The organism is Nonomuraea sp. LP-02, from assembly GCF_036289125.1.
Classification (GTDB): Bacteria; Actinomycetota; Actinomycetes; order Streptosporangiales; family Streptosporangiaceae; genus Nonomuraea; species Nonomuraea bangladeshensis.
In genome coordinates, this window is the sequence record NZ_JAXCLK010000001.1 from 3,967,054 (window position 1) to 3,982,194 (window position 15,141).

General features: G+C 71.7%; 16 protein-coding genes. 5 read left to right on the forward strand and 11 right to left on the reverse strand.

Features of this window, described 5'->3' with window-relative positions; genetic code table 11:
• Window positions 1-91 precede the first annotated feature (91 nt).
• Window positions 92-958, forward strand: a complete 867-nt coding sequence (locus tag SMD20_RS18395; RefSeq protein ID WP_329592586.1) for an alpha/beta hydrolase family protein — start codon at window positions 92-94, stop codon at window positions 956-958.
• Window positions 959-1,009: 51 nt separating this feature from the next.
• On the opposite strand, the gene SMD20_RS18400 is transcribed toward SMD20_RS18395, so the two are convergent.
• Entirely contained in the window at window positions 1,010-1,732 is a 723-nt protein-coding gene (locus tag SMD20_RS18400; protein ID WP_329582482.1) for a class I SAM-dependent methyltransferase, read from the reverse strand.
• Window positions 1,733-2,173: 441 nt separating this feature from the next.
• Here SMD20_RS18400 and SMD20_RS18405 point away from each other — a divergent pair, with 441 nt between their 5' ends.
• On the forward strand, window positions 2,174-3,454 hold the full coding sequence (locus SMD20_RS18405) for a hypothetical protein (protein ID WP_329592588.1): 1,281 nt from the start codon (window positions 2,174-2,176) through the stop codon (window positions 3,452-3,454).
• A gap of 5 nt (window positions 3,455-3,459) precedes the next feature.
• Here SMD20_RS18405 and SMD20_RS18410 read toward each other — a convergent pair whose 3' ends face one another.
• Window positions 3,460-3,924: an Lrp/AsnC family transcriptional regulator gene (locus SMD20_RS18410; protein WP_329582485.1), complete on the reverse strand. Its 465-nt coding sequence runs from the start codon at window positions 3,922-3,924 to the stop codon at window positions 3,460-3,462.
• 176 nt (window positions 3,925-4,100) lie between these two features.
• Between SMD20_RS18410 and SMD20_RS18415 the strand changes: the two genes are divergently transcribed.
• Entirely contained in the window at window positions 4,101-7,505 is a 3,405-nt protein-coding gene (locus tag SMD20_RS18415; RefSeq protein WP_329582487.1) for an indolepyruvate ferredoxin oxidoreductase family protein, read from the forward strand.
• Window positions 7,502-8,641 carry an acyl-CoA dehydrogenase family protein gene (locus SMD20_RS18420; protein ID WP_329582490.1) on the forward strand — a complete coding sequence of 380 codons (1,140 nt, stop codon included), beginning with the start codon at window positions 7,502-7,504 and terminating at the stop codon, window positions 8,639-8,641. The genes SMD20_RS18415 and SMD20_RS18420 overlap by 4 nt, the downstream gene beginning before the upstream one ends.
• 75 nt (window positions 8,642-8,716) lie before the next feature.
• On the opposite strand, the gene SMD20_RS18425 is transcribed toward SMD20_RS18420, so the two are convergent.
• The 7 genes from SMD20_RS18425 to SMD20_RS18455 form a co-directional block, all read right to left on the reverse strand.
• A complete protein-coding gene (locus SMD20_RS18425) occupies window positions 8,717-9,976 on the reverse strand; it encodes a tyrosine-type recombinase/integrase (protein ID WP_329582493.1) in 1,260 nt (419 codons plus the stop codon).
• A gap of 3 nt (window positions 9,977-9,979) precedes the next feature.
• Window positions 9,980-10,156, reverse strand: coding sequence for a helix-turn-helix transcriptional regulator (locus tag SMD20_RS18430; RefSeq protein WP_329582496.1), 177 nt, complete (start codon window positions 10,154-10,156; stop codon window positions 9,980-9,982).
• The gene (locus SMD20_RS18435) at window positions 10,153-11,472 is read right to left on the reverse strand and encodes a replication initiator (RefSeq protein ID WP_442942600.1); all 1,320 of its coding nucleotides are present in this window, start codon (window positions 11,470-11,472) and stop codon (window positions 10,153-10,155) included. Before SMD20_RS18435 ends, SMD20_RS18430 begins: the two co-directional genes overlap by 4 nt.
• A gap of 207 nt (window positions 11,473-11,679) precedes the next feature.
• On the reverse strand, window positions 11,680-11,838 hold the full coding sequence (locus SMD20_RS18440; RefSeq protein WP_329582501.1) for a hypothetical protein: 159 nt from the start codon (window positions 11,836-11,838) through the stop codon (window positions 11,680-11,682).
• A gap of 14 nt (window positions 11,839-11,852) precedes the next feature.
• The gene (locus SMD20_RS18445; RefSeq protein WP_329582502.1) at window positions 11,853-12,497 is read right to left on the reverse strand and encodes a DUF2637 domain-containing protein; all 645 of its coding nucleotides are present in this window, start codon (window positions 12,495-12,497) and stop codon (window positions 11,853-11,855) included.
• Window positions 12,498-12,516: 19 nt separating this feature from the next.
• Window positions 12,517-13,836 (reverse strand): FtsK/SpoIIIE domain-containing protein, encoded by a 1,320-nt coding sequence (locus SMD20_RS18450; protein ID WP_329582505.1) that lies wholly within the window; start codon window positions 13,834-13,836, stop codon window positions 12,517-12,519.
• The gene (locus tag SMD20_RS18455) at window positions 13,829-14,158 is read right to left on the reverse strand and encodes an SCO3933 family regulatory protein (RefSeq protein WP_329582508.1); all 330 of its coding nucleotides are present in this window, start codon (window positions 14,156-14,158) and stop codon (window positions 13,829-13,831) included. The genes SMD20_RS18450 and SMD20_RS18455 overlap by 8 nt, the downstream gene beginning before the upstream one ends.
• Before the next feature lie 110 nt (window positions 14,159-14,268).
• Here SMD20_RS18455 and SMD20_RS18460 point away from each other — a divergent pair, with 110 nt between their 5' ends.
• Window positions 14,269-14,637: a winged helix-turn-helix domain-containing protein gene (locus SMD20_RS18460; RefSeq protein WP_329582510.1), complete on the forward strand. Its 369-nt coding sequence runs from the start codon at window positions 14,269-14,271 to the stop codon at window positions 14,635-14,637.
• Here SMD20_RS18460 and SMD20_RS18465 read toward each other — a convergent pair.
• The gene (locus SMD20_RS18465) at window positions 14,597-14,788 is read right to left on the reverse strand and encodes a hypothetical protein (RefSeq protein ID WP_329582513.1); all 192 of its coding nucleotides are present in this window, start codon (window positions 14,786-14,788) and stop codon (window positions 14,597-14,599) included. The genes SMD20_RS18460 and SMD20_RS18465 overlap by 41 nt on opposite strands.
• On the reverse strand, window positions 14,785-15,000 hold the full coding sequence (locus SMD20_RS18470) for a hypothetical protein (protein ID WP_329582515.1): 216 nt from the start codon (window positions 14,998-15,000) through the stop codon (window positions 14,785-14,787). Before SMD20_RS18470 ends, SMD20_RS18465 begins: the two co-directional genes overlap by 4 nt.
• Window positions 15,001-15,141: the final 141 nt, after the last annotated feature.

The following is a 15,141-nucleotide window of genomic DNA, read 5'->3' on the forward strand; positions in this document are numbered from 1 at the left end:
CCCAACAATGACGAGGTACGGCAGTAACCCCCCGACGAGCAGGGAGTATGACGACGTGCAGCTCTCCACCCCCCACCGCGGCGCGCGAACGTTGACCAAGCTCACCTCCGCGCTCACCCTCGCGTTAGCCCTCGCCGCCGGCGGCCTCGCGACCGCCGCGCCGGCCCAGGCCGCGAGCCCGTACGAGCGCGGCCCCAACCCCACGGACTCCCTGCTGGAGGCGAGCCGCGGCCCGTTCGCCACCGCCCAGCAGAGCGTCTCCTCGCTCAGCGTCAGCGGCTTCGGCGGCGGCGTCATCTACTACCCGACGGACACCAGCCAGGGGACGTTCGGCGCGATCGCGATCTCCCCCGGCTACACCGCCACCTGGTCCAGCCTGGCCTGGCTCGGCCCGCGGATCGCCTCGCACGGCTTCGTGGTCATCGGCATCGAGACCAACACGATCTACGACCAGCCCGCCAGCCGTGGCCGCCAGCTCCTCGCCGCGCTCGACTACCTGACGCAGCGCAGCTCGACCACGATCCGCAACCGCATCGACAGCTCACGCCTGGCGGTGGCCGGGCACTCGATGGGCGGCGGCGGCACGCTCGAAGCCGCGAACGACCGCCCGTCGCTGCAGGCCGCCGTACCGATCGCACCGTGGAACCTCACCAAGTCGTGGAGCGGCGTCCGCGTCCCCACCATGATCATCGGCGGTCAGGCGGACGCCGTCGCCCCGGTCGCCACCCACTCCCAGCCCTTCTACACCAGCATCCCGGCCTCGTCCGAGAAGGCGTACCTGGAGCTGGCCGGCGCCAGCCACTTCTTCCCGCAGACCACGAACACCACCATGGCCAAGTCGATGGTGGCCTGGCTGAAGCGCTGGGTGGACGACGACACCCGCTACGACCCGTTCCTCTGCCCGGCACCGCGCGGCATCGCCATCTCCGAATACCGCGACACCTGCCCGAACGGCTGACCCGCTGACGACGACGGCCGCTCCCGGCGACGGGGGCGGCCGTCGCCGTCGTCAGCCGTCCTTGACGCACCTGGCGACGAGGAAGACCGGGTGCCGGGCGGCGTCCCGGCGTTCGGCGGTCCAGTCCTCGGGCGGCTCGGGCTCGGCGAGGACGTCCAGCCGCAGTCCGTGGCGGCGGAACGTGTTGAGGTAGGTGGACAGCGTCCGGTGGTTGGCGCCGACCTGGCGGCGGAGCGAGGAGAGCTCGCCGCCCGCCCGCCACCAGCCCTCGTCGTGGTAGCGGCCCCCTTCCGGCCAGGACCCCGAGACGTGGTGGCCGCCGGGGAAGCAGGGATGCAGGATCGAGCAGACGAACGTCCCCCCGGGGCGCAGGGCACGGGCCGTCGCGGCGATGGCGGCGTCGAGGTCGTCGATGTCCGAGAGGCCGAAGTTGCAGGTCACGACGTCGTACGGGGACGCGGAGAGCAGCCAGGATCGCTCCGGCGCCGTGATGTCGGCGTGGACGTAGGTGATGCCCAGGGCGGATTCGCGTTCCGCCCGGCGGGCGACGGTGAGCAGGGTTTCGGAGATGTCCACGCCGGTGACGGTGGCGCGGCGGCGGGCGAGCTCGCGGGTGACGCGGCCGTGGCCGCAGGCGAGGTCGAGGATCCGGCGACCGGCGATCGGCTCGGCGAGGGAGAGCAGGCGGAGGGAGGCCGGGTCGTCGATGGTGTCCGGCCAGCCGGACGCGTAGAAGTCGGCGACGGCGTCGTAGCGGGCCGGGCGGGGCGACATGCGTACGACGGTAGGCGCCGGTCGGCGGGGCGGGCCAGGGTTGTTCACGCTGGGCAAAGAGTGGTTCATGGCGGGGCACCGATCGGGTCTCGGCGGGGGTGGGGGCGGGGCCGGTTGGAGGAGGATCGCCAGCGGGTCGGGCACGTACGCCACGTTCGTGCGGGGGGACGGGACGCAATGGGCATGCCGGGGATCGCGGCGGTCGTCGCGCTCGCAGTGCTGGGGGTCGGGGGCGGCGACTGGGGTGAGCGGCCGTCCCGGGCGGGCCTGATCGGCGGTGAGTCGGCCGCGGCCGCTCCGGCCGCGGGGCGGGCCCGGCGGGTCCCCGGTCCCGCCGGGGTCGCGACCGCGGGACCGCGGCTGGACCGGCCGGGGCGGAACGAGTGGCGGTCCTGGACGGCTGACCGGCTGGGGCCGATGGCCGCGGGAGAGCCGGAGGAGATGGGTGATCTCTCCACCGAGCCGGGACCGGCCGGGCCACAGCCCGGCGCGTCAGGGACCGGCGGACCAGGGAATGGCGGGTCACGGCCCGGCGGGACAGGAACCGGCGGATCAGGAACCAGCGGGTCACGGCCCGGCGCGCCAGGGACCAGCGGGTCGCGGCCCGGCGCATCAGGAACCAGCGGGTCGCGGCCCGGCGCGTCAGGGCCCGAACGCGAGGTCCGGTTGCGCGTCCGGCAGGAGGCGTTGCCTGCGACCCTGATCGCCGGCGAGCGGGCGACGTTGCGGGTGACCGTCACGAACACCGGCCCCGCCGAGGCCGCGGACGTCACCGTCACCGACACACTGGACCCCGCCCTCACCCCGGACCCCGCCGCCCTCCCCGACGGCTGCGAACGCGCCGGCCGGGCCGTCACCTGCGGCGGACCGGGCACGACCCTCCTCCCCGGCCAGAACGTCACCTACGACCTCCCCATCACTGTGGACCCGTCGCTCCGGGACGGGGTGGAGGTCGTCGCGCGCGCCGAGGCCACCGGCAGCCCGGACGCGGAGCCGGCGGAGGTCGCGCTGCTGGCCGCCCCGGTACGGGCGTTCGCCGACGTGGAGCTGGTCCTGGCCGCCCCGCCCGCCGTACACGCCGGCGACGTCATCGGCTACCTGCTCACCGTCACCAACCACGGCCCGGCCAGGGCCGCGGACGTCACGGTGTGGAGCAGGAACCGCGACCCGGGGGCGACGGTCACCGACCGCCCGGCCGCCGAGTGCCCCGGCAGCGGCCGTACGGTGGCCTGCGACCTCGGCGACCTGGCTCCCGGCGAGGTGCGCACGCTCGCGCTCGCCATCGCACCCGGCCCCTCGGTCCCGTTCGAGAACTGCGCCACGGTCCGTACGGCGGGCCGCGACCGCGACCGCGCCGACAACCGCTCCTGCGCGTCCACCACGGTGGAGCCCGCTCCCGCTCCCGCGGAGCTCCCTCCGTCCCCGCCCGCCCGGCAGGAGCGGCCGGACCACCGGGAGCCGCTCGCGGAGGCGTCGTACGACGAGCCGCCGCAGCCCGTGGACAAGCCCTTCGCACCCGCAGCGGCGAAGGGCGACAACGTGGAGGGCGACAACGTGGAGGAGACGGAGCCGCGGCCGGCCGGCGAGGAGGTCGCGGCCGGCCTCCCGATGACGGGCGTGTCGTTGTGGATGCTGGCGCTCGGCGTCCCGGTCCTGCTCGCGATCGGCCTGATGGTGCGGTTCCTCGACAGGCACGGGCGCGCGGCGAGAAGGGCCCGCTGAGGCCGTCAGCGAGAGGTACGCGGCGGCGCGAGGGCGTCGCGGGTCCACGATCCGAGCACCAGCAGCGTCTTGGTGCCCGTCACGTCCCCGGCCCTGCGCAGCCGGTCGATGACCTGCTGGAGGTGGCCGAGGTCGCGTACCCGGACGTGGATCAGCGCGTCCGGGTCGCCGGCGATCGTGAAGACCTGCACCACCTCCGGCACCTCGGTCGCGGTCCTGACGATCTCGCTGACCGGCGTCGTCCCCGGGTAGCGCAGCTCGGTGAACGCCTCGATGCCCCAGCCGAGCTTGGCGTAGTCGATCTGCACGGTGAAGCCGGTGATGACGCCCAGGTCGCGCAGCCGGTCGACGCGCCGCTTGACGGCGGCCACGGACAGGCCGACCAGCTCGGCCATCTCGGAGAACGTCCTGCGCCCGTCCTCCCTGAGCAGCCGCAGCACGTGGTGGTCGATCTCGTCCACCTCAGGCACGCCCGATCCCCTCCCCTACGGCGCAAAGATGACCCGCTCCACGGGCCGAACCCCTCATATTGTTTGCGTCTTGGGCGCACCTTCTCATCTAATACTTGCGCATACCAGTCCAGCTTGCTGTGCTGGGCGTCACAGCAGGGCATCACAACGGAACGGTTCAAGCCAGGAGGTAGCGCGTGGGCGCGAGCGTGACCCCCACCCCGGTGTCGCTCGACGACAAATACACGGCGCGGGACGGCCGGGTGCTGATCTCGGGCGTCCAGGCCCTGGTCCGCCTGACCCTGGAGCAGCGGTGGCTGGACCGGGAGCGCGGGCTGGACACGCGGGCGTTCGTCTCCGGCTACCAGGGCTCGCCGCTGGGAGGTGTGGACCTGGAGATGGGGCGGGCCGCGCGCTTCCTGGACGAGGCGGGCGTGGTCTTCCGCCCGGGGCTGAACGAGGAGCTGGCCGCCACGTCGGTGGCCGGCACCCAGCTGCTCGGCCAGGTGCCGGGCCGCCGCCACGAGGGCGTCACCGGCTTCTGGTACGGCAAGAACCCCGGCCTCGACCGCGCCGCCGACGCACTCAGGCACGCCAACGTGGCCGGCACCGCGCCGCTCGGCGGCGCCGTGGCCTGGATCGGCGACGACCCCGGCTGCAAGTCCTCCACGCTGCCCAGCTCGTGCGAGCCGATGTGCCAGAGTTTGTCGCTGCCGCTGCTCGCGCCCGGCTCGGTCGCGGAGATCGTCGAGTTCGGGTTGCACGCGGTGGCCATGTCCCGCGCCACCGGCCTCTGGACGGGGCTGAAGATCGTCGCCGACATCGCCGACGCCTCGGCCACCGTGGACCTCGGCCCGCTGCGCGCGGGCGTCCCGGCGCCGGAGCGCGTACCGGCCAAGCCCTCCCCCCTCCTGCTCGGAGCGGCCGCGCTGGACGCCGAGCACGACATGCTCACCCGCCGCCTCGACCTGGCCCGCGCCTACGCCCGTGAGCACGGGCTCAACCGGGTCATGTCGGGCGCGAACCAGACCCGGCTCGGCATCGTGGCCTCCGGCACCACGTACGCGGTGGTGCTGCGCGCCCTGGCCGACCTCGGCCTGGACGAGCGGGCGCGGGACGACCTGGGGCTGCGGCTGATCCGGCTGGCGATGCCGTTCCCGCTGGCGTACGACGACCTGGCGGCCATGACCGCCGGGCTCGATCGGGTGCTGGTGGTCGAGGACAAGGTCCCGTTCCTGGAGGGGCAGGTCAAGCAGGCGCTGTACGGCGTCGAACGCCCCCCGGTGGTCTCCGGCCGCGACCTGCTGACCGCGCGCGGCACGCTGGGCGCCGAGGACGTGGCCGGGGCGATCGCCCAGTGCGTCGGCCCCGACCGCCTGCCCCGGCAGGCCGTCACCATCCGGAAGACCGGCCTCGCCGGGACACGGCTGCCGATGGTGGCGGCGCGCACGCCGTACTTCTGCTCGGGCTGCCCCCACAACACCTCCACCCGCGCCGCCGACGACACGCTGGTCGGCGTCGGCATCGGCTGTCACGCGATGATCGCCCTGGACGGGCACGGGCGCGGCACCCAGGTCGGCCTCACCCAGATGGGCGGCGAAGGGGCACAGTGGATCGGGCTTTCACCGTTCACCGAGGACCGGCACTTCGTGCAGAACCTCGGCGACGGCACCTTCCACCACTCCGGCTCGCTCGCGATCAGGGCCGCCGTGTCGGCCGGGGTGACGATGACGTACAAACTGCTCTACAACGACGCCGTCGCGATGACCGGCGGCCAGCGCGCCGAGGGGCGGCTGGACGTGCCCGCGCTCACGCACGAGCTGGCGATCGAGGGCGTACGCCGGATCGTGGTCACGACGCCGGAGCCGGAGACGTACAAGGGGGTGCGGCTGGCGGGCATCGCCTCCGTACGGCACCGCGACGAGCTGGCCGCGGCCGAGCGGGAGCTCGCGGCGCTCGACGGGGTGACGGTGCTCATCCACGACGACCGGTGCGCTGCCGAGGAACGGCGGCTGCGCAAGCGCGGCAAACTGCCCACGCCCACCCGCAAGGTCGTGGTGAACGAGCGGGTCTGCGAAGGTTGCGGCGACTGCGGCGAGGCGTCCACCTGCCTGTCCGTGCAGCCCGTCGAGACCGAGTACGGCCGCAAGACCCGCATCCACCAGCCGTCCTGCAACTCCGACCTGAGCTGCCTGAAGGGCGACTGCCCGTCGTTCCTGCTGGTGGAGCCGGGTGCCGGGCCCGCCGCCCGTGAGCTGCCCGCGTTGCCGGTCGACCCGCCCGAGCCGGACCGGCCTCATGGCGACGTGCTGATCAGGATGCCGGGCATCGGCGGCACCGGCGTCGTCACCGTCTCGCAGATCCTGCAGATGGCCGCCCACCTCGACGGGCTGCACGCGGCCGGGCTGGAGCAGACGGGCCTGGCGCAGAAGGGCGGGCCGGTGGTGAGCGACGTCCGCATCTCCGCGCGCCCGGCGGAGGGCTCGGTACGCGCCTCGCGCGGCCTCGCGGACGTGCTCATCGGCTTCGACGTGCTGGGCGCGGCCTCCGACGCGAACCTGGCCGTGGCCGCCCCCGACCGTACCGCCGCCGTGCTCAACACCGCCGTCGTGCCCACCGCCGCCATGGTGACCGGCCGCCTGCCGGTGCCGGGCCACGCCGCCGCCGTCGCCCGGGTGCGGCAGTCGGCCCGCGAGGTCTTCTGCCTGGACGCGCACGAGCTGGCCGAGGCGCTGTTCGGCGACCACATGCCGGCGAACCTGCTGCTGCTCGGGGCCGCGTACCAGCGGGGCCTGCTGCCGGTGTCCGCCGAAGCCATCGAGCGGGCCGTCACGCTCAACCGGGCCGCGGTCGAGCAGAACCTCGCCGCCTTCCGCTGGGGCCGGGCCGCCGTCACCGACCCCGAGGCCGTCCGCCGGGCCGCGCTGCCGCCCGCCGAGGAGCCGATGGAGAAGCTGGAGGAGGTGGTGGCCGTCCGCGTCGCCGACCTGACCGGCTACCAGAACGCGGCCTACGCCCGCTCGTACGCCGACGAGGTGCGCAGGATCGCCGAACGGGCCACCGAGCGCGCCGGCGAGGAGGCGGGCGCGGCGATCGCCCTCGCCTACGCCCGCGGCCTGCACAAGCTGATGGCATACAAGGACGAGTACGAGGTCGCCCGCCTCCACCTCGACCCCGCCGAGCGGGCCAGGCGCGAGCGCGAGCACGGCCCCGACGCGAAGGTGTCGGTGCTGCTGCACCCGCCGGTGCTGCGCGCGATGGGCATGAAGCGCAAGATCGAGCTGCGCCGTACGGCTCCGGTGCTGTTCCGCGGGCTGCGGGCGGCGCGGGTGCTGCGCGGGACGGCGTTCGACGTGTTCGGGCTGGCGAAGGTGCGGCGCGTCGAGCGCGAGCTGGTCGGCGAGTACCGCGAGCTGGTGCGCGCCGCCCTCGACCGGCTCACCCCGGCCACCGCCGCCGCGGTCGCGGAGGTCGCCGGGCTGCCCGAGCTGATCCGCGGGTACGAGGACATCAAGCTGGCCCGCGTCGCCGAGTTCCGCGAGCGCGCGGCGACCGCGCTGGCCCACCTGGAAGCACCCGCCCCTCGTCAGGAGGAAGTGTGACAGTCGAGCGCCTGCTGCCGAACCAGGACGCCGAGGACCTCATCGAGCTGACCCGCGAGATCGCCGACAAGGAGCTCGCCCGCCGGGTCGACGAGCACGAGCGCGCCGAGACCTACCCGGAAGGGCTGTTCGCCACGCTGGGCGAGGCGGGACTGCTCGGACTGGCGTACCCGGAGGAGCAGGGGGGCGGCGGCCAGCCGTACGAGGTCTACCTGCAGGTCATCGAGGAGCTGGCGATGCGCTGGGCGTCCGTCGCGGTCGCGACGAGCGTGCACACGCTGGCCTGCTTCCCCGTGGCCACGTACGGCAGCGCCGAGCAGCGGGCGCGCTGGCTGCCCGACATGCTGGCCGGACGGATCATCGGCGGCTACAGCCTGTCGGAGCCGCAGGCCGGCTCCGACGCCGGCGCGCTCGCCTGCAAGGCCGAACGGGTCGCGGACGGCTACCGGGTGACCGGCAACAAGGCGTGGATCACGCACGGTGGGATCGCCGACTTCTACGCGCTGTTCGCCCGCACCGGGACGGGCTCGCGCGGCGTCTCCTGCTTCCTCGCGCCCGGCCGCGCCGACGGCCTGACCTTCGGGCGGCCCGAGGAGAAGATGGGCCTGCACGCCGTACCGACCACCGCCGCCCACTACGACGGCGTACTCCTGGAGCCCGACCGGCTGATCGGCGAGGAGGGGCAGGGCCTGCAGATCGCCTTCAGCGCCCTCGACAGCGGCCGCCTCGGCATCGCCGCCTGCGCGACCGGCCTCGCCCAGGCCGCCCTGGACGAGGCGGTGGCCTACGCCAAGGAGCGCCGCACGTTCGGCAAGAAGATCATCGACCACCAGGGCCTGGGCTTCCTCCTCGCCGACATGGCGGCCGCCGTGGACAGCGCACGCGCCACGTACCTGGACGCCGCCCGCCGCCGCGACGCCGGCCTGCCGTACAGCCGCCAGGCGAGCGTCGCCAAACTGGTCGCAACGGACGCGGCGATGAAGGTGACGACGGACGCGGTGCAGGTGTTCGGGGGGTACGGGTATACGCGGGAGTTCCGGGTCGAGCGGTACATGCGCGAAGCCAAGATCATGCAAATCTTCGAGGGGACGAACCAGATCCAGCGCCTCGTCATCAGCCGGCACTTGGCCAAGTAGCCCCTGACGTGCGAGAACCCCGCTTTCCTGTGGTGGGAGGCGGGGTTCGCTGTGCTGGGGTCGGGCTCTAGATGATCACTGTTCCGTCCCTGTTCCGTGAGAGATCTCGCGTGGACGGAACAGGCGGTCGTCGATCGCCTTGCGGGCACGGTCGTGGGAGCCGGGCATCAGGTGAGCGTAGACGCGGAGGGTGAAGCCGGGGTCGGCGTGGCCGAGGTATTCGGCGAGTTCTCTGACCGAGACGCCGCCGGCCAGCATGACGCTCGCGTAGTAGTGACGGAGCTGGTGCAGCCCCTCCTTACGGGAGGTGGTGTAGCGCCTCCGCTGACGTGGGTCTTTGACTGGTGCCGGGATCACGCGCGCTTGGACGAGTGCCGGCTTCCAGACGATCTCGCTGTAGGTCCGGGACCTGATGTGGCGGTCGTCCGTCCAGCGGAAGAGCAGGTTGTGGGTGCGCGGCTTGCCGTCCAGCTTCTCCCAGGGCAAGGAGCAGACCAGCGGGCGGTAGACCGAGACGTGCCGCCCGACAGCTTCGGCCGCCCAATCGGGCAGCGGGACGACTCGCTCCCGGTCGTTCTTCGGCAGGGCGTAGACGTGATCGCTGCCCAGTTTCTTGATCTGTCGACGCACTCGGAGGACACGTTCCTCGAAGTCGAAGTCCTCCAGGGCGAGGCCGAACAGCTCCCCCTGTCGCAGTCCGCAGGCGGCCCCGATCATGGGGAGCAGGCGGAACAGCTCAGGGTGGGCATCTATCACCGCGCTGACTCTTTCGTCCGACCACGCGGTGATCTCCTCAGCAGCACGCTTGGGCACCTGCACGACGGGTGACTTGGCGGGGCTGCGCTTGATGACCTCGTCGGCCACGGCGAGGCTCAAGACGCCCTGGAGAACGAGGAACGCGGTCTGAACGGTCGAGGTGCCGAAGCGGCTGCTCAGGTCGCTGATCCACGCCTGTACGTGCGACGGTTTGATGGTCTTCACCTGGCGCTTGGCGAAGGCCGGCGCGACGTGGAGTCGGTGAATGTACTCGTAGCGGATCTTTGTTGATGGGTCCACGATGCGCGAGGCGAGCCAGCGTTCGGCCAGCTCGCTGAAGAGCACCTTGCCGGCGTTCGGGTCTATGTAGTCGCCACGGGCGATGTCGGCCCCCATGGCCGCGATCTTGCGCTCGGCGTCGGCCTTGCGGTCATAGGCGGTCGAGCACTCCTTACCGTCGGGGTCCACCCAGACGGCGAGCCAGCGCTTGCCCTTGCCGTACCGCGTGGTCTTGACCTTCCGCGGCTTGCCGTCCTGGTCCCGGACTGTCCTGGTCCACAGGTCCTTCACGAAGGCCATGGGCTACTCCTGGTCCTGGACCCAGGACATGACATCCTCGGGCACGTAGCGCAGGTGGCGGCCGATTCTGTGGCCTCTGGGGCCGGTGCGGTGGTATCGCCATTGGTAGAGCGTGGCGATCGGGACGCCGAGGAAGGTGGCTACGTCCTCCACGGTCCAGAGCTTGGTGAGGGTGCTCATATGCGCCCTCCGGTGATGGCGGCGGCGAGGAGTTGGTCGCCGAGGGAGTGGCCCTTGCCTGCGTACTGCCATTCGCTGATGACGAGGACGGTGTCTTCGTCGAACAAGAGCAGGCGTCCGTGGGTGACCTCTTCGGTGTGAACGAAGCGTTCTCTCGCTGCTCGGAGTTCGCCGAGGGTGGTGGAGTAGTGGCGGGAGCGGGTGGAGAAGTGGCCGCGGAAGCCGAGCATGTGGGCCCAGTCGGCGAGGCGGAGTTCGGCCAGGTCAGGTTGGGCGCCGAGGTGAAGGCAGGTGGTGATGAGGCGGCGGGCGTGGTCGCGCAGGTTGTACGACTCCAGGTTGTCGAGAGGGTTGATACGGCGGTCTAGGGTGCCGACGCACTCGGCGGCCTTGGTGGCGTACTTGGCGATGTAGCCGGGCACAGCTTGGTCGGTGAGGTCGCCGTCGAGTGTGATGGGGCGGATGTCGAACTGGTCGCCCCAGCGCAGGACCCGCGCGGATTGGTCGGCGTAGGCGGGAGCTTTGGCGGAGACGGCCTTGGCCGCGTGCTGGATGGCCTGGGTCAGTACGTCGGCGGTGGCCCAGGGTGGTGGCGGTGCTTCGGGGCCGCCGGCGCCGTCGAGGCGGATGACGGCGTGGAAGTGGACGACGCCACGTCGCTGGTATTCGGCGACCTTGGCGAAGGAGAGAGTGAGATGGTGGCGGAGGTCCTTGAGGAGGAGCCCGCCGAGTTTGGCGAGGTGGCGGCGTACGGAGTCGGCGAAGCGCTTCCACAGCAGCGGGGCCAGGGCGTTGAACAGGACGCTGCCGGTGTAGTCGTAGCAGTCGGGGCAGAGCGGTTCGCCGAGGCGCGGGTCGTCTTTGCTGTGGCGAACGGTGCAGGACATGACGTGGCCATGTGGGCACGTGGCGGCGTTGCGGCGGGCGTGACAGGGCTGGGTCTTGCCGTTCTTCTCGCATCGGGAGTGGACCGCTCCAAAGCTGGGTGCGGTGAGGGTGATGAACAGGGTCGGGTGGCTCGTGACCGTGTCCGGGACGCCCTTTCCGCCGACGAGGCCGGCGCGGATGAGGTGGTAGGTGTCGGCGCGGTAGGTCTCGGCGCAGGCGGGGCAGCGGGAGGCGCGGCGGGTCTTGCACGGGACGCGCAGGACGCCGTCGGGCTCGTGCTTGGTGGTGTAGCGGTGCAGGAGTTGGCCGGTCGCCTTGTCGTAGTGGTCGATCTTGCCGCGTAGGTGGATGGGCTGGCGGCAGCCGCCGGTGGCGCGGATCTGGCTCGCCCAGCGGTCGTAGTCGGGATGGTTGAGTCGGGCGATCATGCCCGCTTTGGCGTGCGCAGTGGCATGAGTTGTGGGCAAGATGGTGGCCTCCTTTCGCTCGTTCGGGTGAAGGGATGGCCCTCGACCTGGCAGTCGTCTTGGCGGATGTGCGGCCAGGCCGGGGGCGCTGCGCGTTATGCGCCGTGGTTGTCGATGCCGGTGCCATTGCAGGTGCAGCAGCGGTAGTGGATCACCTCGTTCATCTGGTCACTTCCTGTCGCGGGCGGTGGTGAGGTAGACGCGCCAGTGGTGGGGGCGGGCGCGATCCGGGTAGGCGCGTGAGACGCCGATGACGGTGAAGTGCAGGCGCAGGCGGAACAGGGCGTCGACGATCTCGGCGCGCGTGCCGTCGATACGGATGCGCATGGTGGGCTCTCCCTTCAGACGGTGCGCAGGGTGCGCATCAGGTCGGCGGCGAGCTGGTGGGACACGCCCAGGTGGGCGCGTAGGGCGTCGCTGGTGATGGGCTTGCCGTGTTTGGTGTGGTGGTCGTCGGCGACACGGCGGGCGTAGTCAAGGAGGGCGGGCGCGAGGGCGTTGGCCGGCTCGTCCTCGGGCTGGGTTTGGTGCGGGACGAGTTCCGGGGCCGGGGACGAGGTCAGGACGGTCGAGGACGAGGCCGCCGTGATGGTGGACGCTTCGGGGCGGGTGGCGCGGCGTTCCAGCATCGAGATGGCGATGAGGAAGGCGGCGGCCGGGGTGGCGGCGGTGATCCAGCCCCAGACGGTCGGGTCGGCTTGGGCGAGGTTGGCGGCCAGGGACAGGACGATGCCGCCGGTCAAGACGAGGACGGGCCAGGAGACGAGGCCGCGCCGGGTTCGGCCGGTCTTCTTGTCGCGCTGGCGTTCGCGGGCGGCCATGACGCAGGTCAGGTCGATGCAGACGGCGACGGCCCAGGACATCCAGCCGCTCTGGCCGTGCTCGGTAGCGGTGTCGCGGATGTGGGTGAACGATCCGGCACCCGCGATGGCGGCCAGGACGAGGACCGGGCCGGTGTCGAGCAGTCGGCAGGCGTAGCGTCGCATCGTTCCTCCCTTCATGAGTTCAGGCGTTGATGGGCTCAGGTAGGTGGGCGGTGATCTCGTCCCACGGCGGGGTGAGGTGGGCATGGGTGCGGGCGGCGTGTTCGGCGGTCTGCTCGGTGACGTAGAAGGAGCGGGCGCGGTACCACTGGCCGTCCTGGCCGGCGACAATGGCGACGCCGGGTGTCTCGGCGGGAATGGCGCGTGCCGAGGCGAGCGCGGCGGGGTCGAGGTCGCCGAGGGTCATGGTGGCGGTTTCCGGGTCGTTAACGCGGTGGCAGATCCGGCCCGAGCACTGCGCCCGGAGCGCGGTGACGCCGGGGCCGAGGTCGGAGCCGATGCGCTGGCCGCAGCAGAACAGGTAGATGCCGAACGCGCGGCCGAGCTGGGCGACCCGCAGGAGCGCGGTCGAGGTCTTGGCGATCTCGTCCTTCTCGCTCTTGTCGGCCATCAGGTAGAGCTCGGCCAGCTCGTCGACCAGGGCCACGACCGGGACCGGGCGGATGGCGGGCGGGAGTTGCCAGATGTTGCGGGCGCCGGCCTGGCGGCACAGTCCCATCCGGTCGACCATCAAGGCGACCAGGTCATCCAGCAGTGCGCCGGACTCGGCGCGTGAGGTGGCCAGCGCGGACAGGCGCGGACTGTAGGGCGTGAACTCCACCCCGCCTTTGAGGTCGAAGCCGACCAGGGCCACGGGCTGCGGAGCCAGGCCGACGATCAGAGCGTTGGCGAGGTTCGACTTGCCGGACTGCGTCGCGCCCGCGTTCAGCCAGTGCGGCACGGTGCGGAAGTCGATGGTCCAGGGCTTGCCGGTCTCCAGCCGTCCCACGGTGACCTTGAGCAGTTCGGGTGAGGGCGGGAGCTCATCGACCTTGATCAGCGGGTCACGCATGGTGGCCATGAGGACTACGCGGCCGGGCCGGGGTGAGGAGACGCGGATGGCGTGGACGCCCCAGGAGTGGGCGAGGCGTTCGGCGGCGTCGGCGTAGTCGCCGGGGGTCTGGCCTTCCAGGGTGTGCAGGGTGACGCGCCAGCCGTGTCGAGTCGGCAGGGGCAGCCACATGAACGGTTTGGTGTCCACGGCGATGCGTTGCCACCTGCGCCGGACGCGGACGATGCCGGTGGAGGCGACCAGGCCGGGGACGGTGGTGAACCAGAAGCGCTGCCGCTTCTTGGTCAGCCCGCAGCCGAGGGCGACCCGCCGCCATGAGGCCCGTACCGTCAGGGCGACCAGCGGGAAGCCGAGCACGAGCCAGAAGGACGGGCGGTGGTAGCGGCGCCAGGCCCACAGCCCGGCCGCGACGGCGGCCAGGACTGCGAGCACGTTCAGCGCGTCAGGCATCGGCGGTCTCCCGGACGGGGAGCAGGGCGTTGGCGCGGTAGGCGACGCCCCAGCGGCCGGCGATCTCCCAGACGTAGCCGAGCAGGCCGACGGCGTTGACCTGGTCGCCGACGCTAATGGGCGGTTCACCGGTGATGCCGATCTTGACGAGTTCGATGCGGCCGAACTCGTCCTCGACGGAGACGGTGACCTCGTAGACGGTGTTGCCGTTCTTGTCGGTCTTGATCTCGCCGGTGTCCTTGTTGAGGACGCGCGGGCGCGGGGCCTTGACGCAGGTGATGGCGAGCTTGCTGACATCGACAGGGATCGGGATGGAACGCATGGGCGGTGACCTCCTCTTTCGTCGTGAGCAACATAGTTAACCTAGTTGGCTCGGTTGTCAATGTTCCCTCGGTTGGCCAGGTCGAACATTCGTGGTGAGATAGAAGGGCGATGGTCAGACACAACGGGCAGCCCGCCTACCTCCAGATCGCCGACGACCTGCGTGCGCAGATCCGCGGCGGATCTCTCGCGCCCGGCGCTCCGCTGCCGTCCACGACCAAGCTCGCCGAGCAGTACGACGCGTCCCTGTCGGTGGTGAAGCTCGCCGTGGGCGTGCTGCGTACCGAGGGCCTGGTGATCGGCCAGCAGGGCAAGGGCGTGTTCGTCCGCGATGCCGAGGAGCCGCCGGCCGCCGCCGACTCCACGAGCGAGGTGGCCGAGCTGCGCGCCGCCGTACAGGACCTGTCGGTACGCCTGGCCAAGGTCGAGGAGCAGTTGGCTACGTCCACGACACGCCGTCCCGGACGTAGCAGCCGGTGACCTTCCGGGCCAGCGACGCCGAAGCTCCGCCGGGGTGCCGTCGCAGGCTCAGGGCCTTGTCCTGGCGGCGGATGCCGACCATGACCATGACGTAGCCGACCAGCACGGTGATGCTGAGCAGGGCGGCGATGATCAGCGGAAGCCAGCTCACGTCCAGCTCACCCCCATCGCGATCGCGCTGCGGGGACCGCGCGGGGGACGCTTGCTCTCGGTCCGTCGCTGGTTGCGGCGGTTCCTGGCCCGCTCCTTGCGCGCCCAGCGGTCCCGTGCCAGGCACTTGGAGCAGCGGGTCTGTCCCTCGGTCAGGGCGTTGCCGCACGCGCAGGCGGGCGTCTCGCCCGGGATGGTGATCTCGATGTTCATGGGTGCGTCTCCTCCTTCGGTCGGTGCCGGTGTGGCGTTGTGCAACCGAGGATGCGACGCAGAGTCAGGACGAGATCACTACACGACGGGACATGTTTAAGACGTCCGGCCTACGATGGCCAGGTCCCGGGACGTCCCCTT